The organism is Yersinia entomophaga (genome assembly GCF_001656035.1).
Classification (GTDB): Bacteria; Pseudomonadota; Gammaproteobacteria; order Enterobacterales; family Enterobacteriaceae; genus Yersinia; species Yersinia entomophaga.
In genome coordinates this window covers 1,603,068-1,624,557 of sequence record NZ_CP010029.1, presented here as the reverse complement: position 1 = coordinate 1,624,557, position 21,490 = coordinate 1,603,068, and the positions used below count along the sequence as shown (strand labels likewise).

Sequence of the window (21,490 nt, the reverse complement as noted above, 5' to 3'; positions counted from 1 at the left end):
ATAAACAACGCTAAGCCAGACTGCCATTTGTGTGTAGAATGAGCTGCTTTTCATTAAAATTACGAATAATCTATGAGGCGATGAGAGTAATGATGGGACACTTTTGGCGAATATTGATGGTATTGTTATTTGTGCCGGTTTTAGCACAGGCTGAGGAAGCCAAGGTAGAAAAGATTCATGATGCGCCTGCGATTCGTGGAAGTATTATTGCCGCCATGCTGCAAGACCACGATAATCCTTTCCTGCTATATCCGTACGAAACCAATTACCTGCTTTATACCTACTCCAGCAATATCAATAAAGAAGCCATTAGTTCCTATGATTGGGCCGAAAATGCCCGTAAAGATGAGATTAAATTCCAACTGAGCTTAGGGTTCCCTATCTGGCGTGGCATTGCCGGGGAAAACTCTCTGTTGGGCGCATCCTACACTCAGCGTTCGTGGTGGCAGGCTTCGAACAGCGGGGAATCTTCGCCATTCCGCGAAACTAACTATGAGCCGCAGGTATTCCTGGCCTGGGCAACGGATTATGACTTTGCGGGCTGGACTTTCCGCGAAATAGAAGTGGGTTTGAACCACCAATCTAACGGTAAAGCAGACCCAACTTCTCGTAGCTGGGATCGCGCCTATGCGCGCGTGATGGCGCAGCGCGGAGATTGGGAGATAGATCTGAAACCTTGGTATCGCTTCTCGGAAAATGATGCAAAAGATGATAATCCAGATATCACTAAATATTTGGGTTACTACCGCCTGAAAGTCGGTTATGCCTGGGGCGATAGTGTATTTAGCATGGAAGGGCGCTATAACTGGAATTCCGGCTACGGCGCGGCTGAAATGGGCTGGAGTTACCCCATCACCAAGCATGTTCGCTTCTACACACAGGTGTTCAGCGGCTACGGTGAGTCAATGATTGACTATAACTTTAGGCAAACCCGTGTCGGTGTGGGTATCATGTTGAACGACGTCATGTAACGCCGTTTGGCGTGAGTGCAGAATCACATACAGGCCGGTTAACCGGCCTGTTCAGATCCAAGAGTTGGGGAAACGAGTGTCTACCGCGGCAGTGATAAATAAGGAACAGCTGGCAGCGCAGGTCTTGCGAGAGACTTTCGGCTACCAACAATTCCGACCAGGGCAACAAGAAATCATCAATGCAACGCTCGCCGGGCAGGACTGTCTGGTGGTGATGCCGACGGGCGGCGGAAAATCCTTGTGTTATCAGATCCCGGCGCTGGTGATGGATGGCTTGACGCTGGTGGTTTCTCCGCTGATTTCACTGATGAAAGATCAGGTTGACCAACTTCAGGCCTACGGCGTCGCCGCGGGTTGTCTCAATTCATCACAAACTCGCGAGCAGCAACTGGCCGTGATGGAAGGTTGCCGCAGTGGTCAGATTAAACTGCTGTATATCGCTCCCGAGCGCTTAGTGATGGAAAACTTCCTCGAACAGCTTGAGCATTGGCGTCCGGCGCTGCTGGCGGTTGATGAGGCTCACTGTATTTCCCAATGGGGACACGATTTCCGCCCGGAATATCGCGCTCTGGGTCAGCTCAAACGTCGTTTTCCCGCGTTGCCAGTTATTGCTCTCACCGCCACGGCGGATGAAGCCACGCGCGGCGATATTGTTCGGTTGCTGGATCTTAATCAGCCGCTGATTCAGGTCAGCAGTTTCGATCGGCCCAATATTCGCTATACCTTGGTTGAGAAGTTCAAGCCGCTGGATCAGCTCTGGCGCTTTGTGCAGGATCAACGTGGTAAAAGCGGCATTATTTACTGCAATAGTCGGGCTAAAGTTGAAGATACCACTGCGCGTCTACAAAGCCGCGGCCTGAGCGTGGCCGCGTATCACGCCGGTCTGGATAACGAACGACGGGCCCAGGTTCAGGAAGCGTTTCAGCGCGATGATTTACAGGTGGTGGTTGCCACCGTGGCTTTTGGGATGGGTATCAACAAGCCAAACGTCCGTTTTGTGGTGCATTTTGATATTCCGCGGACTATCGAATCTTATTATCAGGAAACGGGGCGCGCCGGGCGTGATGGCCTGCCTGCGGAAGCGATTTTACTTTATGATCCGGCGGATATGGCGTGGTTGCGCCGCTGTCTGGAAGAAAAGCCTGCCGGTGCTCAGCAGGACGTCGAACGTCATAAACTGAATGCCATGGGGGCTTTTGCCGAAGCGCAAACCTGCCGCCGTTTGGTATTGCTAAATTATTTTGGCGAAGGGAAACAACAGGCCTGCGGCAACTGTGATATCTGCCTTGACCCGCCGAAACGTTATGACGCGCTGGGTGACGCTCAAAAAGCCTTATCCTGCGTGTATCGCGTTGGGCAACGCTTTGGTTTGGGCTATATCGTGGAAGTGCTGCGTGGAGCGAATAATCAGCGTATTCGCGAAATGGGGCACGATAAACTTTCGGTGTACGGCATTGGCCGGGATCAAACCCATGAGCATTGGGTGAGCGTTCTGCGCCAGTTAATCCATTTAGGCTTACTCAGCCAGAATATCGCGCAGTTTTCCGCCCTGCAATTAACCGAGGCCGCCAGACCTATTTTGCGTGCCGAAATTCCGCTGCAACTGGCGGTGCCGCGCATTCAAAGCCTGAAACCGCGCAGCAGCGCTAATCAGAAGTCCTACGGCGGCAATTACGATCGCAAACTGTTTGCCAAATTGCGCAAACTGCGTAAGTCCATTGCTGACGAAGAAAACATTCCGCCTTATGTCGTCTTTAACGATGCGACGCTGCTGGAAATGGCGGAGCAGATGCCGATTAAGGCCAGCGAATTGCTCAGCGTCAACGGCGTAGGGCAGCGTAAACTGGAACGTTTCGGCGCGCCATTTATGGCGATGATTCGCGATCATGTGGATAACGATGAATAGCGCCTGCCAGCGTTGAATATAAAGCATAAACGGCAGTCTGGTTGGGCTGCCGTCCTCGTGATACAGTGGTTTTTCTTCTCTCATTTCCTGTCGGATTATCTTCATGTTGATGCTTTTTCTTACCGTGGCGTTGGTTCACCTTATTGCCTTGATGAGCCCCGGCCCTGACTTCTTTTTCGTTTCTCAAACTGCCGCCAGCCGTTCCCGTCGCGAAGCAATGATGGGCGTGGTAGGAATATCTCTGGGAATTGTGGTTTGGGCAGGCGTGGCCTTGATGGGGCTGCATTTAATTCTGCAAAAAATGGCGTGGCTGCATCAGGTTATTATGGTCGGCGGTGGGCTTTATCTGTGCTGGATGGGCTGGCAATTGCTGAAATCAGCCAGGGCCAAAGGCGAGCTGGGGGAAGGCGAGGTAGAAATGACGCTGCCAGTCCGCGGCCGTACTTTCCTGCGCGGCTTTCTGACCAACTTATCTAACCCGAAAGCGGTGATCTATTTTGGCAGCGTATTCTCGCTGTTTGTCGGAGATGACGTCAGCGCTGGCGCACGTTGGGGATTGTTTATCCTGATCGTTGCAGAAACCTTTATCTGGTTCAGCGTTGTTGCCTGTGTATTTGCCCTGCCGGTGATGCGCCGCGGTTACCAGCGTTTGTCGAAATGGATTGATGGTTTGGCGGGCGTATTATTTGTTGGTTTCGGATTGCATCTGATATTTTCGAAATAACCCTTACTGGCCGGATCACTAGTATTCCGGCCAGATATTCACTTCTCGGCTACACTTTTTTGGCTGTCGCCAACAATGCGCCTATCAGCATAAATAAACCGCCGAAAATACGGTTAAGCAACTTCATCTGGTGCGGGGCCTTAATCCAACCAGCAATTCGCGTAGCCAGCGCGGCGTAGCCAATCATCACGATGATATCCACTATCAACGTAGTCGCGCCCAGAATCAGATATTGTGCCGCCTGCGGCTGATGAGGCAATACAAACTGTGGAAACAGCGCGGCCAGAAAAACAATGCTCTTCGGGTTGGTCAGATTGACGAAAATCGCTCTTTTGAACAGTTTTCTCCGAGGCAGACTAGTGGCAAGCGCATGAAGATCCACAGCGCCAGCCGCTCGCCACTGTACAATACCCAGCCAAATCAGATAGGCCGCTCCCAGCCATTTCAGTATTTCGAAAGCCAGCAGGGATTGGGAAATGAGAGCGCCCAGACCAATGCCGACCAAAACGATATGCAGCGCCAGGCCAAGCTGCAAGCCGGCAATGGATGCGACAACACCGCGTTTACCGTGGCTGATGGTGGTGCTCATGGTGTTAATGGCACCAGAACCCGGCGACAGGCTGAGGATAAAGGTTGTCACCAGATAGGTTAGCCACCAGTCGAAGGTCATCGGCAAAATTCCCTGAATGAGTAAATTTATGCCACAATACGCTATTGTTTTTAGATCTGCTATAGCTCGGAAAAACCACAGGACGCCGGTTTAAGGATGCAATTAACAACCCTATGCCGTTAGAGAAAAAAACTGAAAACTGGTTAACCCGTGAAGCGCGATTTGCCGCCTTTGCTAACGGGCCTTTGCTGGATTTCTGGCAGCAGCGGGAAGAAGACGAGTTTTCTGGCGTCGATAATGTACCTATCCGCTATGTTCGCTTCCGTTCCCCTCATCACAACAAAGTGGTGATGTTGGTTCCGGGTCGCATTGAAAGCTACGTAAAATATCCGGAAGTTGCCTACGATCTGTTTCAGCAAGGTTATGACGTCATGGTGCTGGATCATCGTGGTCAAGGGCGTTCTGGCCGAATGCTAGAAGATCCTAATCGTGGCCACGTCGTTAATTTTGATGACTATGTGGAAGATTTTGCTCAGTGGGTCGAGCGGGAAATCAGTAATAGCCATTATCTAGAACGTTTTGCGCTGGCTCACTCGATGGGCAGTGCGATTCTGCTACGCTATCTGGCCCGGGAACCGACGGCGTTTGATGCTGCGGCGCTTTGTGCACCGATGTTGGGTATTCATCTACCTATGCCGAAATGGCTGGCGCACCGCATTGTCGATTGGGCCGAAAAGCGCCAGAACATGCGGGATTACTACGCGATTGGCACCGGTCAGTGGCGGCCATTGCCTTATGTAGTGAATATGCTGACCCACAGTCGCGAGCGCTATCGCCGCTGCCTACGTCACTACGCGGATACGCCAGAAATACGCGTTGGCGGCCCTACCTATCACTGGGTGAGGGAAAGCCTGCGTGCCAGCGAGCAGATAATCGCCGAGGCAGATAAAATCACCACGCCAATATTATTGTTGCAGGCCAGTGAAGATCGGGTGGTATCAAACCCGGCTCAGGACGCTTTTTGTCAGGTAATGGCTCAGGCTGGGCATCCCTGTGACGGGGGCGCTCCCAGAGTCATCAAAGGAGCACGCCATGAGATCCTGTTCGAGCGGGACAAGCTGCGTGTAGAGGCGTTAAGCGCCATATTGCGTTTTTTTGCGCAACATCATCAACTGAGCGTCGACGCTGACGCCAACTCCACCAGAGGTTAGAACATACCGCTATGTATCATGTTGTCGCTTCCGATTTAGACGGCACCCTGCTGTCCCCTGACCACATTTTGACTCCTTACGCTAAAGAGACATTGAAGCTACTGACCGAACGTGACGTGCATTTCGTGTTTGCTACAGGTCGCCATCATATTGATGTGTCACAGATTCGCGATAGTCTGGAGATCAGTGCCTTTATGATTACCTCTAACGGTGCGCGCGTACATAACACCGCCGGAGAGCTGATTTTTAGCCATAATCTGGATGGTGATATCGCCCGCGATCTATACAGCATGGAGCACGATAATCCGGATATTCTGACCAACGTTTATTTAAACGACGATTGGTATATGAATCGCGAAAGTCCGGAGCAGGAAGAGTTTTTCCGTGAATCGGTGTTCACCTATCAGCTATTCGAACCTGCATTACTGCCGACCGAAGGCGTGTGCAAGGTGTATTTCACCTGCGAAGATCACGATAAGCTGCTGATTTTGGAGGAAGCCATCAATGCTCGTTGGGGCGATCGCGTGAACGTCAGTTTTTCCTTCCCAACCTGTCTGGAAGTGATGGGCGGCGGTGTGTCTAAAGGCCATGCATTGGAGCAGGTATCCAAAATTATCGGTTATTCACTGAAAGAATGCATCGCTTTTGGTGATGGAATGAATGATTTGGAAATGCTGTCGATGGCCGGTAAGGGTTGCATCATGCGTGATGCTCACCAACGTCTGAAAGATATTTTACCGGATCTGGAAGTGATAGGTTCAAACGCTGACGACGCAGTACCGCACTATCTGCGTAAAATGTTTTTAGCCTAACGCTCAAACGGGGCGATGTTCTATCGCCCTGAATTTCTTTCCCTTCTCAGTACTTATAAAATTGTTTTGTTATATCCTCCACTCGAACCAAAAAAACATTATTAACTGCAATATAGTTTGTTTTGCATTTATTGATGTGTGGAGGTCCTATGTCAAACGACTTTGCGATAAATAATAATGTAACTAAATCTAATCATTCATATGATAAAGTTGAAAAGAGTGAGAACAAGAAAATATTAGGGTTTGGTTCTTCACCTCCGCGTAAGCCAGAAAATATTGCTGGTGTTAGCTATATCCATCAGAAGAAATCAGAGTCGGTTGATACAATAAGGAGTTCAATCAGACAGCTAAAGTTGAGATATGCGGATATAGCTCTTGAGGTGTTGATCCCGGATAATGATAAATCCGCCACTGGCTATTCTCTCGAAAAAATGCCTTTTATCAAAAAGATAAATACCATTTCAAAAGAATTAGGAGATATAGAACCATCGTTCGAACTATCGACTGATATTACTAATGATATTAGTGTTACACAGCACGAGAATGAAATTGTGGATATTCTTTGTCAACATTATATAAGAAACGGTGAGGGTGACCTACAGGCGAAAGATAAAGCGATAGATAAATTTGAACAAAAAAGCATGACGATAAAAAAACATGCCAGAGATAAATCAAAAGAAAGTTCATTTTCAGATCATATATTGAATTATGCTAAAGACACTCGCCAATTAAAATTAGATTATATCAAAGTGGCTCTGGATGTTTTGAAAGATGATGATTCCAATGGTTTTTATGGAAAGTTAGAAGCCACAATGGATTTGGAATTTAAAAAGAATAATTTAAAAAATCCTACGTCATTAGAAAACCAGCCCATTAGCAATGCTGAATACGACAGTATTAAACACTGTAAGAAAGAAGTTATGGATGTTCTCACTCAATTTTATAAAGAACAAGGAATGAACGCTAAGTTAGCCAAAGAGAATGCTAAGCGGGAATTTAAACAAGCCAGTATCAGATTATTGAATACGGCAGAGTGGAATATACAAAAGTCTCAGTTTGACTATTTGGGATGCAAATTTATTAGTGAGTCAATACCTGCCGGTCAATTGAAACTTGAGCAGGGAGAGGATGACATATTCCCCACTAGTTATAAAAATGGTGGCGTTTGTTCTGCTGATAGCGGTAATTCTCAGCACGCAGTTAATTTGTGGGTGTCTAAGTTTTCGTTACAGAAGAACGGGCGGCCAGAGATTTTGCTCGAGGGGATTCGACATGCCTCTCTTGGTCCGCATAGCGTGAAAATTAGCAAGGAAGACAGTCAATCGATAGCGCTTGAACGCGGACGCGAAGTCGTTCTTGCCGCATTGTTCCAGCATCCAGAAAAGCTGCAAAAGGCTCTGAATGGAGAGACGATTGATTTGCGGTTAACTTCTACTAGCTTACTGACGGCGCAGGATTTTTTGAAGGACACGGAAGGGACTCAGTTAACGATACAGATGGGCGCTTGGAAAACATTGTCAGAATCCAAGCCATTAGTTTTATATATACGCGACGCGAGTGGGAAGCAACAAGAAATTAAAATGAATTTACAGTTGGCCGCATTTAACTTTGGCGTTAATTCAATGGCCTTTCTACCTATATTCCCTAATGGATTTGGTATTCCAAAGAATAAGTCTTGGGAGGTTTCAAATCAATACAATGAACCCTCTATAAAATTAATGCTAGGTGATGAGCTGGACATCTCTAAACCAGGCGGCTGGGTGGGCGATTATCTTATTAATACGAAAAATAAACCGGATGATAATAATATAAAATTGGTTAGAGAACTGTCGAGGCAGTTAATGGAAATGTGGCATGATAAATCTTACTCTAATAAAATTGATCCCTATAAATTTGTCAGGCGAATAGTGTTACTTTCCAATGCTATTGGTGTGACGCCTTGTTGGAATTGTAAAAGTGGTAAAGATCGCACGGCTTTACTTGATATAGAAGTTAAGCGTGAGTTGGCATCATTACATTTTAACCATTCGCTCTCTCCTAGTAGGGAATTATCGGTTGATGGGAAAGCACTTTATAAAATGGTCGCATTAAATAGCAGTAACCTTCAAATTCAAGCCGCTAATATGCATACCGAAGGGAGTAAAGCTTTTGATAAAATCAAAAATGTTGCCGTAAAACGGGTCGATGATACAGACCTGGTTAAGCAACTTCGTGGATTAGCTCCTTATAATAAATAGGTACAGTCATGGATGAAAGCTCGCAATTACTACTTCAATATTTTGCCACCACTCCTCATGGAGAAGATAATTATATTAATATAAATGACGAATTTATTGTTTATATTGATACTGAGGATGATAACGCAGAATTGATTTGCCCGTTTGCTCCAGTGCCTCAGCAATACGATTGTTTGCTACAACTTTTGTCCTATAACTACGGCAATAAAGTGATATTTTCTGTCGCTGATGGGCTAGTGCTGGCAACCACCTATATAGATATGAATGATGCGGCAGAACAGATTACCGAACAGTTTAAGGGCTATTTAGCTCAGATCTTTCAAGCAAAAGAGCAAGTGGCTTATTTTTGATGGACAGGGCGCATAAAAATGCGCCCTGATATTTTGGTTACTTATGCTGCCCCTGCTTTTGCAGGAACTGAACGCCTTTATCTGGGAAATCAGTAAACACACCGTCAACCTGCGCCTGATTGTAGATAATGTCGTACAGCTGATTGACGTCGGTGGCATATTTCGGCAACGCATCGGCGCGAATCGTGTATGGATGCACCATCATATTGCTGGCGTGGGCATCCTTAACCATCTCAGTTAGCACAATCTTGCCCGGCGTAGATTCGGCTGCCACTAGCATATGATAATCCGGCCCAATACCGTCAGCGTACTGTGCGACCTGCTTCATCGCGCCCGGTTTGAACATCCAATCATAGCTATAATTTACCCACTTACCGTTTGGCTGTTGTTCATAGGTTTCATTCCAATCCGTATAGGCCACCAACTGAATCAGTTTCAAATCCATGCCTTTTTGCGGTTCCAGCTCGTTCTTAATTCGCTTTAGTTCATTGGCATCAAAGCATTGCAGATAAACTTTGTCTCCTTTGGTGGTGTAACCGTACTCTTTTAGCACGTCCAGCACCTTGGCAGAGATATCTTTTCCTTCCTGACGGTGGAACCACGGCGCCTTAATTTCTGGATAGATACCGATATTCTTACCGGTTGAGTGATTCAATCCTTGAATGAACTCGATCTCTTCCTGGAAGGTATGCACACGGAAATCGGATTTACCCATTGGGAACCGGCCCGGGTAGCTTTGTACCTTTTTGCCGTCTTTGATATCAAAACCTTCGGTGAATTTCAGGGATTTGATTTCTGGCAGAGTAAAATCAATGGCGTAGTAACGTCCATCTTTACGCGCCCGATCTGGGAAGCGCTCCGCAACATCGGTAACTCGATCCAGATAATGGTCGTGTAAAACCACCAACTCATTATCTTTAGTCATCACTAAATCTTGTTCTAAGTAATCGGCTCCCTGAGCATAAGCCATCGCTTTCGACGGTAAGGTATGTTCTGGCAAATAGCCGCTGGCACCGCGATGTGCGATGACAATTTTCTCTGCGGCCTGAGCTACTCCGGCCATTGATGAGGCCAGAATAATGCCAGCTACCAAGGCTTTAACGTGAGTTTGCATGGTTTACCTACTCCACTTTTGGTTTTAGGGTACAAAAAAGGCCGTGTCGCCAAAGATAACGGCACGGCCTGAAACGCTGAGATTGACTACCGAGCCTTAGTTAGCGCGGTTTTTTGCCATCTCTTCGTGATGTTTTTTCTCGCTGAACATAACGACGATCAGTAATAGAACCGCCAGAATGCTGCCGCCAATCATCACCATAAAGCCGCCGTCCCAACCGAAGAAGTCAACGGTATAACCAACGATGGCGCTAGCTGCAACCGATCCGCCCAGATAACCGAACAGACCGGTGAAGCCCGCCGCAGTGCCTGCCGCTTTCTTCGGTGCCAGTTCCAGCGCATGCAGACCAATCAGCATTACTGGGCCATAAATCAGGAAGCCGATGGTGATCATACAGGCCATATCAATGCCTGGGTTGCCGACCGGGTTCAGCCAGTAAATGATGGTGGCAATAGTGACCAGTATCATAAAGAACACGCCGGTTGCACCGCGGTTACCTTTAAACACTTTATCGGACATCCAGCCGCACAGCAGCGTTCCTGGAATCCCGGCATATTCATACAAGAAATAGGCCCATGAGGATTTATCCAGAGCGAAGTGTTTCACTTCTTTCAGGTAGGTTGGTGACCAGTCCAGAATGCCGTAACGCAGCAGGTATACGAATACGTTGGCAATGGCGATATACCACAGCAATTTATTCGGCAGAATGTATTGCATGAAGATCTGTTTAGCCGTCAGTTCTTCTTCTGCTTCTTTCGAGTAATCGTCTGGATAGTCGTTTTTGTACTCTTCAATCGGTGGTAAACCGCAGGATTGAGGGGTATCGCGCATCAGACCGAAAACGATCAACGCCACTAAAATGGCACCGAAAGCAGGCATATATAACGCGGCTTTCCAGTCGTTAAACCAGGCCATCCCCAGCAGGAACAGCAATGGCGGCAGACCACCACCGACGTTATGGGCGCAGTTCCAAACGGATACGATGCTGCCACGCTCTTTCTTCGACCACCAGTGAACCATGGTTCGACCGCACGGAGGCCAGCCCATTCCCTGGAACCAACCGCACAGGAAGAGTAGAACGAACATCACGGCAATGCTGGAGGTAGCCCAAGGGACAAAGCCCATAAACAGCATCACGGCGGCGGCCAGAATCAAACCGGCGGAGAGAAACACGCGTGGGTTTGAGCGGTCGGAAACCGAACCCATGATAAATTTAGAGAAACCGTAAGCAATGGAAATACCGGATAAGGCAAAACCCAAATCCCCACGGGAGAAGCCCTGCTCGATCAAATACGGCATGGCCAATGTAAAGTTTTTGCGAACCAAATAATAGGCAGCGTAACCGAAGAAGATGCCCATAAATATTTGCCAGCGTAATCGGCGATAAGTCGGATCAATCCGATCTTCTGACAGCCGGGCTTGGTGAGCCGCAGGCTTAAATATACTCAACATGAGTGCCTCCAATGGCGTTATACGTACTTTTTGATCCCAGCATAGCCTGGTGTCTAGCGGGTGGTTGAACTGCCAACCTGGTTATCGTTTATGTTCTATAACGAGCGCAATGCTAGATAAAAACGCGTTGTTTATCTGTGAGGGATGGCGCAATTGTTACAGTTTTATGTAAGCGGGTGCGATTTTGAGCGATTGGTTAACGATTTGAAATAAAAAGTGGGTGCTCCTGTGTGACTTTGATCACAATCATGGTTTTTATCCATCATTTGGTTTTCGTTTTTGGTTCGTTTTTGTTCCTTATCAAACAATGACCCTAATTATTGTGTCTCAATAGATGTAAAATTGACCGCCAGGCGGTTGTCTATAGAGTGGGGTCTTTCATGACGAACAGTTCTCCTTACAGCGAAACGGATGTCATCATCATTGGCGGCGGCGCCACCGGTGCGGGCATAGCTAGAGACTGCGCCCGCCGTGGGTTAGGCTGTATTTTACTGGAGCGACACGACATCGCTACCGGTGCGACTGGCAGGAATCACGGCTTGCTGCACAGCGGCGCGCGCTATGCGGTAACCGACGGCGAATCAGCCAAAGAATGTATTGAAGAGAATCGTATCCTCAAACGTATTGCCCGCCACTGTATTGAACCAACCAATGGCTTGTTTATCACGCTGCCAGAAGATTCTCTCGAATATCAGCAGCAATTTATCACCCGCTGCCAGTTGGCGGGTATTGACGCGGAAGCGATCGATCCGGCGTTGGCGCTGCGAATGGAACCGGCGGCCAATCCGGCCATGATTGGTGCAGTTAAAGTACCTGACGGCACCGTTGACCCTTTCCGTCTCACCGCCGCCAATATGCTGGACGCTCGCGAACATGGCGCTAATGTACTGACATATCATGAAGTTATTGGTCTTATCCGTCAGGGTGACCGAGTGACCGGCGTGAGCGTTTTCGATCACAAAAACCAGCGCCAGTATAAAATTCATGCCCGAATCGTGGTTAACGCCGCAGGCATTTGGGGGCAACACATTGCCGAGTATGCCGATCTGCGAGTGCGAATGTTCCCTGCGAAAGGCGCGTTACTGATTTTGGGGCACCGCATTAATAACATGGTGATTAACCGTTGCCGCAAACCGGCCGACGCCGATATTTTAGTGCCGGGAGACACTATTTCACTGATCGGTACGACCTCAACGCATATTGATTATGACCAGATAGACAACATGATCGTCACGCCACAGGAAGTGGATATTTTGATTCGGGAAGGATCGAAACTGTCGCCGAAACTGGCGGCAACCCGCATTTTACGCGCCTATGCTGGCGTTCGTCCTCTGGTCGCCAGCGACGACGATCCGAGCGGCCGTAACGTTAGCCGCGGTATTGTTTTGCTGGATCACGCCAGCCGCGATGGGCTGGAGGGTTTTATCACCATTACTGGTGGCAAATTAATGACTTACCGGTTAATGGCAGAATGGGCGACGGATAAAGTGTGTGAAAAACTGGGGCATCAGGCCAGTTGCACCACGGCACAAGAGCCGCTGCCCGGTTCTCGCCAGTCCGCAGAACAGACTTTACGTAAGGTTGTTTCTCTGCCAGCCAGTATTCGCGGCTCTGCGGTTTATCGTCACGGAGATAGAGCCACTCAATTATTGGACGGTAATCGGCTGGATAATAGCCTGGTATGCGAATGCGAAGCTGTGACCGCAGGTGAAGTGCGTTATGCCGTCGAATCGCTCACGGTAAACAATTTATTGGATTTACGAAGACGCACTCGCGTCGGGATGGGAACCTGTCAGGGTGAACTCTGCGCCTGTCGTGCCGCTGGCTTACTAAATCGTTTTAATGTCACCACGCCACAGCAATCTCGCGAGCAACTGACCCAATTCCTCAACGAGCGCTGGAAAGGCGTCCGTCCAATTGCCTGGGGCGATGCGCTGCGGGAAAGTGAATTTACCAGTTGGGTATATCAAGGACTGTGCGGGCTGGGTCACCAGACTGCCGCGATTCCATCGGCGCAGGAGAAAAGCGATGAAATTTGATGCCATTATCATTGGCGGCGGGCTGGCGGGGCTAACCTGCGGTATTCGTCTGGCGGAGCAGGGAAAGTCTTGCGCCATCGTCAGCGCCGGGCAAAGTGCGCTGCATTTTTCATCCGGTTCTCTCGATCTTTTGGCTCAGTTGCCTGATGGCAGCGAAGTGCGCCAGCCTCTTACGGCATTAGAAGCCTTGGCGGCACAGGCACCTGAGCATCCTTACAGCAAAATGGGGGCGGTGGTCATCGAACTGGTGGATGAAGCGCAGAAATTACTGGAGCGTTGCCACCTTTCTTTTGTCGGTAGTGCGGCGGAAAACCACATGCGCATTACGCCGCTGGGCAGTCAACGCCCAACGTGGCTCAGTCCTGCAGAAATTCCCACTACACCGTTGAACGGAACTTTACCTTGGGAGCGAATTGCCGTTATCGGTATTGAAGGATTCCTCGATTTTCAGCCGCAGATGGTGGCGGATTCCTTACAGGCGCAGGGCGTCGCGGCGACGTCCAGCTATATGCATTTGCCGGCATTAGATCGGCTGCGTGATAATCCTAGTGAATTTCGCGCGGTGAATATCGCCCGCGTTTTGGATTTGGCGGAAAGCCTGCCTCCCTTGGCTGAAGAATTGAGCCGCTTGTCTACGCACGCTCAGGCGATTTTATTGCCCGCCTGTATCGGTCTGGATAATCCGGTACAGTTGGAAGCCCTGCGACTGGCGGTCGGCAAGCCGATTATGCTATTGCCGACTCTGCCTCCATCGTTATTGGGTATGCGTCTGCACCAGGAATTACGCCAACGTTTTCAACATCTTGGTGGGTTAGTCATGCCGGGAGATTCGGTACTACGAGCTGAACTCGAGGGTAATCGTGTCACCGGCTTGTATAGCCGTAACCACGGAGATATTCCGCTACGAGCGCCTCATGTCGTACTGGCGAGCGGCAGTTTCTTTAGCAACGGATTGATTGCCGGATTCGATCGGGTTTACGAACCCATTTTAGGGCTGGATATGCTTTCTCTGAGTAATCGGGCGGACTGGAGTCGCAGCGACATGTTTGATGCTCAGCCTTACCTACAGTTCGGCGTGCAGACCGATAAGCAGTTACGCGCTATGCGCGGCGGCGAGCCTTTGGAAAATCTTTATGCGATTGGAGCGGTGTTGGGCGGCTATGACCCCCTACAGCAAGGCTGCGGTGCCGGTGTGTCATTAACCAGTGCTTTGTTCGCTGCTCAGCAGATTACCGATGCCACGGAGGTTAAACTATGAGTTTGCCGCGGGATAACAGCTTCGAAAGCTGCATTAAATGTACGGTATGCACCACTTATTGCCCGGTAGCCAAGGTCAATCCGCTTTATCCGGGGCCAAAGCAGGCAGGGCCTGATGGCGAACGTCTGCGATTAAAAGATCCGATGCTGTATGACGAAGCGCTGAAATATTGTACCAACTGTAAACGTTGTGAAGTGGCTTGTCCTTCCGACGTTAAAATCGGCGACATTATTCAACGTGCTAAAGCCAGTTACAGCAGTAATAAACCAAAACTGCGTGACGCTATTTTAAGCCATACCGATTTAATGGGCTCTTTGTCGACGCCATTTGCACCGGTAGTGAATGCTATCACTGGATTAAAACCAGTGCGTCACTTGCTGGATAAAGCCCTGAAAATCGATCATCGCCGTGAATTGCCTAAATACTCTTTTGGTACTTTCCGCCGCTGGTATCGTCAGCAGGCGGCTAAACAGCAACAATATGCCGAACAGGTGGCGTTTTTCCACGGCTGCTTTGTTAATTACAATCATCCGCAGCTGGGGAAAGATTTAATCAGCGTTTTCAATGCAATGAATATCGGCGTGCAGTTGCTCAAACGAGAAAAGTGCTGCGGCGTCCCTTTGATTGCCAACGGCTTTATCGATCAGGCTAAAAAGCAGGCTAAAGTTAATCTGGAATCGCTGACAGATGCGGTCATCACGCGGGATATTCCGGTGGTTGCCACTTCTTCCAGCTGTACTTTTACTCTACGAGATGAATATCCTCATTTATTGGATGTGGATACCACGCCGGTGCGCGATCGCGTTGAACTGGCAACTCGTTATCTTTACCGTTTACTGGATCAGGGGCGGGAATTACCGCTGAAACGCCTGCCGCTGCGCATTGCTTACCATACGCCGTGTCATATGGAGAAAATGGGCTGGACTGCTTATACACTGGCGTTGCTGCGTCGAATTCCCGGCGTCGAACTGATTACGCTGGATTCTCAATGCTGTGGAATTGCCGGTACTTATGGGTTTAAATCTGAGAATTACGCCACTTCGCAAGGCATTGGCGCTTCGTTATTTCGTCAGATTGAGGAGAGCGGGGTAGATTTGGTGATTACGGATTGTGAAACCTGTAAATGGCAGATTGAAATGTCGACCAGCAAGAAATGTGAGCATCCGATTACGCTACTGGCTCGCGCGTTAGCGTAAACAATCAGAGCGCCGCAGTGGCGCTCAAATTTGGTGAGAAAACCCCGCAGGGAGCGTTACAACTCCGCTGCGGGATTATCTGCATTCATTTCAGCTTCAGGGTGCTGATAATGGATTCAGTTTCGGTCTGCGCCTGCTGTTGATTTTCGGCTGGAACGGTAATTTGCAGCGTCATGCTGTTGTTATCGACGTTACCCATAACGACCGATGAATAAGCCTTCTGGCCGCCGCTGGTGATAATGCTATCCAGTTGCTGCAACGGCTTGCCGTCAACCTGAATGGTTTTATTGGTGACGATTTGCAGATTGGCATCGCGACCTTTTTGCTGTTCGATCAAACGCTGAGCCAATACATCCAAACCGGCGGTGTCTTTTTCATTCAAAATGATCACTACGGCTTTTTCACCGTTTTTGGTCGCATAAACGCGTTTATTACTGGAAGGGCTGCTGATTTTATCGCTTTGATCGGTAAATTCGGTGGGCAGAACCAGGGCGATATTACCCTCCAATAAACTCACCGGCTGGCCAACGTTGTTGTCGTTTTTGACATCGCAGGCGCTTAGCCCGGTAACCAATAAACCAACGGCGAAAAGTTTGGTCATCTTATTCATGGGAATTCCTTCTGGATGAGAGTCTTTAACCTTGACTGAATGACCCGTATCGCACCTTATTCAGCGGATAAAAGCAACAGGCTCCTCGGTAAAGAATTGTGAGTAGGCAGGTATTACACGGAATTCCAGAAGAATCTGGCGGCCGTAGGCGGGCCGCCATTAACCGGCAGGTGGTAGATTAGCCGATTTGTACCGCTGGCTGCGACGCCGTTCTACTGGCGAAATATTTCAGCAGCATATTCAGCATTACACCATAGGCAGGAAGAAAGAATAGGAGGCAGATCAGTAGCTTAAAGGTATAATCTACCAAGGCGATTTCGACCCAATTGGCCGCCATAAAGGGATCGCTGCTCTTATAGAAGGCAATAAAGAAGAAGGCCAGCGTATCGCTGATATTGCCGAAGAACATCGCTGCCGTAGGTGCAACCCACCAGGCGCTGCGCTGACGCAGGCGGTTAAATACCTGTACATCCAGAATCTGCCCTAATACGTAGGCCATAAAGCTGGCTACGGCGATACGGGCTACCATCACGTTAAAGCTAGTGAGCGCGGGGAATCCCTGCCAGCTTCCCTGAAAGAACAGGGCTGAAACCAGATAGGAAATTACCAATGCAGGTAACATCACTGAGAGAATAATGCGGCGAGCTAAAGGCGCACCAAAAATCCTCACGGTCAGATCGGTAGCTAAAAAGATAAAGGGAAAGGTAAAAGCTCCCCATGTGGTGTGAAAACCGAAGATAGCGATCGGTAATTGCACCAGATAGTTACTGGATGTGATGATGACAATATGGAATAGCGAAAGCCATACCAAAGCGGTCATCCGCTGTTGGGGCGTAAACGAAAACATAGATGTGACCTTTTTGGTTATTGGGGTGAGGGAACCCAAACAAAATGTGCCCGCAGTTTCTACGGCGCGGCGGCATAATACTTGTTTGCGCAACGAATGCAATGGTTAATTTTAGCGCAAACGTTAGCGTAGCTTGCACCGCAAAATGGGCGGAGTAAACTAGCTGCCCTTCATCGGGCACTTCCCGCCGAGATTAAAATTTGCTCAATCGCTGATAAGAGAAAACCAATGACAGATCTTTTTGCCCATCCGGATAAAACCCTTGATACGCTGGGCCTACGTTGCCCGGAACCGGTAATGATGGTGCGGAAAACGGTTCGCCATATGGAAGAAGGACAGACTTTGTTGATTATCGCCGACGATCCTGCCACAACCCGCGATATTCCCGGATTTTGCCGCTTTATGGATCATGAACTGGTGGCACAGGAAGTGGAGACTGCCCCTTATCGTTATCTGGTGCGTAAGGGCATTAAGGCTTAGTCAGGAAAAAAACCAAGGCTCGTGCAGAGCCTTGGGAGTGAACAATATTCGGATAAAATTCTACCCGGTTAAATTTCGCGTTTTCTCAGTAATCTCAAGGCGTTGGCGGTAACGAGAGCCGTTGCGCCCGAATCGGCCAACACTGCCAGCCACAGACCGGTTAATCCCAGCAAAGTAGTAATCAGGAAAATTCCCTTCAATCCCAGCGCAATAGCGATGTTTTGCCGAATATTGGCGCGAGCGGCACGTGATAGCACGATGATTTCCGCTAATCCGGTCAGCCGGTTGTGGGTCAACGCTGCATCGGCGGTTTCCAGCGCCACATCGGTTCCGCTCCCCATAGCGACGCCAATACTGGCGGCCTTCATCGCGGGCGCGTCGTTTATGCCATCACCGACCATGACCGTGGGTTTAGCCTTATTCAGCGCGGTGATCGCCTCTACTTTATCCGCGGGTAATAATCCAGCTCGATAGTCGATGCCTAGTTCATTGGCAATTGCCGCTGCGGCTCTCGGATTGTCACCGGTCAGCATCACGCCCTGAATACCCAGATTTTTCAACGCATTAATCGCCTGTTTTGCATCTGTGCGCAGAGTATCCCGCAGCGCCAGCAGACCAATAAAGCGCCCCTCTTCCAGCACCGCAACTGCGGTTTTGCCGCTGCTTTCCAACTGATCCAATTGTGTTTGCCAGTGGTTATCTAGCGATTGTGGAGCCAGTTTGCCCGGAGAACTCACCAATATTTTTATGCCGTTAACGACCCCTTCGACGCCAATACCTGCCAACGCCCGACGTTCCTCTGCGGGAGGTAGCGAAGTCGATTCCTGCGCGGCGCGCTGTAAAATTGCCGTAGCTAAAGGATGGTGGGAACCGGCTTCTACGGCGGCGGTTAGCGTTAACAGGCGATTTTCAGTCACGCCATTGACCGGCAGTACGTCGGTCACCTGAGGCTTACCTTCGGTCAGCGTGCCGGTTTTATCGAAGGCAACGGTTTGAATGATGCCAAGTTGCTCCAATGCTGCTCCGCCTTTAATCAACGCGCCGCGACGAGTTGCCGCCGCCAGTGCGGAAGTAATGGCCGCAGGCGTGGAGATAACCAAAGCACAAGGGCAGCCGATTAATAGCAGGGTTAGACCTCGATAAATCCAAGGTTCCCAAGGCTGGCCGTAGAACATAGGTGGAATCAAAATCACCAAAACGGACAGCAGCATAATTAATGGAGTGTAAATGCGGCTAAAGCGATCGATAAAGCGTTCAATCGGCGCGCGGCGTTCTTCCGCTTCTTCAATTAACTGTAAAATGCGGTCAATGGCGTTATTACCCGGCTCGGAAATTACGCGCATTTCGGCGGATCTGTCGATGGAAAGGCTGCCTGCCGCCACTTTTTCACCTTGTTGTCGTTCAACCGGAATCGACTCGCCGGTTAAAGCACTCTCATCAAAGCTGGCAAAAGGTGTAACCAGCTCTGCATCGGCTGGCAGACGCGCTCCTGGCGCGATTTCAATTACGTCTCCTGGCCGTAAACTGCTGACAGGAACCAGACTCCGTTGCCCATTTTTGAGTAGCAAAGCGTCTTCCGGTACTAGCGCCATCAGGGCTGAAACGCCTCGTCGTGCACGATTGGCGGCGTAAGACTCTAATAGTTCGCCTAACATAAACAACAGCAATACCATGGCGGCCTCTGCCGTTGCGCCGATAAATAACGCGCCAATGGCTGCCACGCTCATCAAGGTTTCAATGGCAAAAGGCGTGCCGGAACGAATCAGTTTCAGTGCCTTACCGGCGATAGGAATTAATCCCACCACGGTTGTGACGATAAAGGCGATGCGGCCACTTTCTTCGCTAACTAATGAAATTCCCCAACTGGCTAACATCAAAAGCGTCAGTACGATTATTGGTAAATATTCGCGAAACTTATTTTCATTGGCCGCCATTTTTTGCCCTGATTTGGGGCTGTCCAGCAGGCTAAATCCCGCTTTGGCGACGGCGTTTTGTACCTGTTGGCTGACGTCAGTTTTGGCATCTACCACCAGCTTTTCCGTAGCAAACAGCACCTTGGCTTGTTCCACGCCGGAGATACCGCCTACGGCATTTTCAATCTTACGCGCGCAACTTGGGCAATCCATCCCCTTTATATGCCAGCTATAACGCTGACCGCCCGTGCTGGGTAGCCCTTCTAATTCGCTATCATTCCCTGACGTATCAGGCTTGGCACTGCTGCAACAGTTGGAAGAATGTGAGTGTTTACTAGCTTGAGATACCTCTTCGACCGCTGTATTTGTTGCACTACAGCAATGTGTATCGGCTGTATGAATATGTGCGTGACCTTCGTTGTTGTGGTCATGAACTTCATCTGAATGTTGGTGGTCGCGATGTGAATGCATAGTGCCCCCGGAACAGTTAATTCCCCGTTGATGAGAGGACTCTACACCTTGGAGCTAACTCCAGAGTCAATAGAAGGATGAGAATTATTGCTAAATAGAGTTCGATTTATTAACCACGGGGACTTGCTGCGCGGGTGAATTTGTGCAGAAAGGAGAAAGAAGAAACCAGTACGCCCCGTCCGTGGGGCGTAGATATTTACAGATAGAGCGAGCGGACAATCAGGAAGTGACCAACAAAATAGCAGCCTGCGACCAGTGCATCAGCGGCTTTGAAAGAAAAACGGTAGCGATTGATCAGCCAGATAATATTGGCTAACAGCAGCAAAGAAGTGCCGATCAGCAGCGAAAAGCCAAAATCGGTGCTCCGTAAGAAGTATTGTTCACCGGCAACCCACACCATCAATAGCGTCATGGCGACATAGGTTGCGATCGGCCAGCGCATTTCTTCCAACCGGGTCCAGATTGTTGCCAGTAACAGTGCACCTATGATGATCAGCACCAACGGCAGCGGCCAGAAAATACTGACTGTCATCTGTGTCGCGAAACTGATGGTATACAGCAGGTGAGAAAGGAAGAATGCGCCAATGGCATAAAGTAAGCGCTCACTGGGTAGCAATAGCAAAGCGTCGGCAGCCATGGTGGCTAGCAGCCCGAGAACGATCAGATAGCCGGCTGGCCCAAGTACCGGAGCTTGCCAGGCGAGTAGAACCAGCAGTAACAGGGTTACGGGTTTGAAGACCCACCGTTGCCAGCGTGGCCCACGGTAGCTGGCATCAACAAACAACCAACCAGAAAAAAATACAGCGAGGAATGGCCAACTCATTTTTTATCCTTCTTCTCTAAAGTTTCTGCAAAAAATAGCCGCTCGGTAACGATAATTATCAGCCAATGTCTCTTTTCAGTGTAGGGGATCGTCAGGATGAACAACAGGGGCTATTCGATTACTAATGATTTTTGCATGCGATTTTATATGTGATGCAACGGCGTGAATTCGTAGGTCAAAATTCGTACTTGAGTGTGTGAAAAACAGACGCTAAAGTAAGCGTGATAATTATTTTAAATAAATATATTAACTTAATTAAAGCATTTATTGTTACATCAAAGTAACCTTTCGTTAATAAAAGTATAGAAAATAGCCTGAGCAGATGCTATTAATATTCCCCGTGTTTAATGGGTAACAGTATTGAACCCGGTAATATACGAGAATTGGCGCAGGCTTATGAGCTTATATAAGCGGTAGAGAATAATAATACTCTGCCATAGCTGTCAGTTTATTTCTGCCACTTTAA

At 49.0% G+C, this 21,490-nt stretch carries 18 protein-coding genes; 11 read left to right on the top strand and 7 right to left on the bottom strand.

Annotation, left to right across the window (positions count from 1 at the left end; translation table 11 throughout):
- The first annotated feature begins 92 nt into the window (after positions 1 to 92).
- The 3 genes from pldA to rhtC all read left to right on the top strand — a co-directional run bounded on the left by pldA (position 93) and on the right by rhtC (position 3,601).
- Positions 93 to 971 (top strand): phospholipase A, encoded by an 879-nt coding sequence (pldA, locus tag PL78_RS07405; RefSeq protein ID WP_071889780.1) that lies wholly within the window; start codon positions 93 to 95, stop codon positions 969 to 971.
- 76 nt (positions 972 to 1,047) lie between these two features.
- Positions 1,048 to 2,877 carry an ATP-dependent DNA helicase RecQ gene (recQ, locus tag PL78_RS07400; protein WP_064514399.1) on the top strand — a complete coding sequence of 610 codons (1,830 nt, stop codon included), beginning with the start codon at positions 1,048 to 1,050 and terminating at the stop codon, positions 2,875 to 2,877.
- A gap of 103 nt (positions 2,878 to 2,980) precedes the next feature.
- Positions 2,981 to 3,601, top strand: a complete 621-nt coding sequence (gene rhtC / locus PL78_RS07395; RefSeq protein ID WP_064514397.1) for a threonine export protein RhtC — start codon at positions 2,981 to 2,983, stop codon at positions 3,599 to 3,601.
- 49 nt (positions 3,602 to 3,650) lie between these two features.
- Here the strand turns inward: rhtC and rhtB are convergent, their stop codons facing one another.
- A complete protein-coding gene (gene rhtB, locus PL78_RS07390) occupies positions 3,651 to 4,271 on the bottom strand; it encodes a homoserine/homoserine lactone efflux protein (protein ID WP_064514395.1) in 621 nt (206 codons plus the stop codon).
- Between the two features lie 113 nt (positions 4,272 to 4,384).
- Between rhtB and pldB the strand changes: the two genes are divergently transcribed.
- The 4 genes from pldB to PL78_RS07370 all read left to right on the top strand — a co-directional run bounded on the left by pldB (position 4,385) and on the right by PL78_RS07370 (position 8,821).
- Positions 4,385 to 5,422, top strand: a complete 1,038-nt coding sequence (gene pldB, locus PL78_RS07385) for a lysophospholipase L2 (RefSeq protein WP_064514393.1) — start codon at positions 4,385 to 4,387, stop codon at positions 5,420 to 5,422.
- Positions 5,423 to 5,433: 11 nt separating this feature from the next.
- A complete protein-coding gene (gene yigL / locus PL78_RS07380; protein WP_064514390.1) occupies positions 5,434 to 6,234 on the top strand; it encodes a sugar/pyridoxal phosphate phosphatase YigL in 801 nt (266 codons plus the stop codon).
- Positions 6,235 to 6,383: 149 nt separating this feature from the next.
- Entirely contained in the window at positions 6,384 to 8,471 is a 2,088-nt protein-coding gene (locus PL78_RS07375) for an inositol phosphate phosphatase SopB (RefSeq protein ID WP_064514388.1), read from the top strand.
- A gap of 8 nt (positions 8,472 to 8,479) precedes the next feature.
- Complete coding sequence (locus PL78_RS07370; RefSeq protein WP_064514386.1) at positions 8,480 to 8,821, top strand: type III secretion system chaperone family protein; 342 nt, start codon at positions 8,480 to 8,482, stop codon at positions 8,819 to 8,821.
- Between the two features lie 37 nt (positions 8,822 to 8,858).
- Here PL78_RS07370 and glpQ read toward each other — a convergent pair whose 3' ends face one another.
- Together glpQ and glpT are read right to left on the bottom strand one after the other, a co-directional pair.
- A complete protein-coding gene (glpQ, locus tag PL78_RS07365) occupies positions 8,859 to 9,935 on the bottom strand; it encodes a glycerophosphodiester phosphodiesterase (protein ID WP_064514383.1) in 1,077 nt (358 codons plus the stop codon).
- Positions 9,936 to 10,031: 96 nt separating this feature from the next.
- Complete coding sequence (gene glpT / locus PL78_RS07360; protein WP_064514381.1) at positions 10,032 to 11,387, bottom strand: glycerol-3-phosphate transporter; 1,356 nt, start codon at positions 11,385 to 11,387, stop codon at positions 10,032 to 10,034.
- A gap of 380 nt (positions 11,388 to 11,767) precedes the next feature.
- On the opposite strand from glpT, the gene glpA reads away from it, so the two are divergent.
- The 3 genes from glpA to glpC are packed head-to-tail and all read left to right on the top strand — an operon-like array spanning position 11,768 to position 15,880.
- Positions 11,768 to 13,426, top strand: coding sequence for an anaerobic glycerol-3-phosphate dehydrogenase subunit A (gene glpA / locus PL78_RS07355; protein WP_064514379.1), 1,659 nt, complete (start codon positions 11,768 to 11,770; stop codon positions 13,424 to 13,426).
- Complete coding sequence (glpB, locus tag PL78_RS07350; RefSeq protein WP_064514377.1) at positions 13,416 to 14,684, top strand: glycerol-3-phosphate dehydrogenase subunit GlpB; 1,269 nt, start codon at positions 13,416 to 13,418, stop codon at positions 14,682 to 14,684. Before glpA ends, glpB begins: the two co-directional genes overlap by 11 nt.
- Positions 14,681 to 15,880: an anaerobic glycerol-3-phosphate dehydrogenase subunit GlpC gene (gene glpC / locus PL78_RS07345; RefSeq protein WP_064514376.1), complete on the top strand. Its 1,200-nt coding sequence runs from the start codon at positions 14,681 to 14,683 to the stop codon at positions 15,878 to 15,880. The genes glpB and glpC overlap by 4 nt, the downstream gene beginning before the upstream one ends.
- Before the next feature lie 85 nt (positions 15,881 to 15,965).
- Here glpC and PL78_RS07340 read toward each other — a convergent pair whose 3' ends face one another.
- Together PL78_RS07340 and PL78_RS07335 are read right to left on the bottom strand one after the other, a co-directional pair.
- Positions 15,966 to 16,490, bottom strand: a complete 525-nt coding sequence (locus tag PL78_RS07340) for a DcrB family lipoprotein (protein ID WP_064514374.1) — start codon at positions 16,488 to 16,490, stop codon at positions 15,966 to 15,968.
- A 178-nt stretch (positions 16,491 to 16,668) separates the two neighbouring features.
- A complete protein-coding gene (locus PL78_RS07335) occupies positions 16,669 to 17,337 on the bottom strand; it encodes a 7-cyano-7-deazaguanine/7-aminomethyl-7-deazaguanine transporter (RefSeq protein WP_064514372.1) in 669 nt (222 codons plus the stop codon).
- A gap of 228 nt (positions 17,338 to 17,565) precedes the next feature.
- On the opposite strand from PL78_RS07335, the gene tusA reads away from it, so the two are divergent.
- The gene (gene tusA, locus PL78_RS07330; RefSeq protein WP_064514370.1) at positions 17,566 to 17,817 is read left to right on the top strand and encodes a sulfurtransferase TusA; all 252 of its coding nucleotides are present in this window, start codon (positions 17,566 to 17,568) and stop codon (positions 17,815 to 17,817) included.
- Positions 17,818 to 17,885: 68 nt separating this feature from the next.
- Here tusA and PL78_RS07325 read toward each other — a convergent pair whose 3' ends face one another.
- On the bottom strand, positions 17,886 to 20,201 hold the full coding sequence (locus PL78_RS07325) for a zinc/cadmium/mercury/lead-transporting ATPase (protein ID WP_064514368.1): 2,316 nt from the start codon (positions 20,199 to 20,201) through the stop codon (positions 17,886 to 17,888).
- Positions 20,202 to 20,397: 196 nt separating this feature from the next.
- Positions 20,398 to 21,024 carry a lysoplasmalogenase gene (locus tag PL78_RS07320; RefSeq protein ID WP_064514366.1) on the bottom strand — a complete coding sequence of 209 codons (627 nt, stop codon included), beginning with the start codon at positions 21,022 to 21,024 and terminating at the stop codon, positions 20,398 to 20,400.
- Between the last annotated feature and the right edge of the window lie 466 nt (positions 21,025 to 21,490).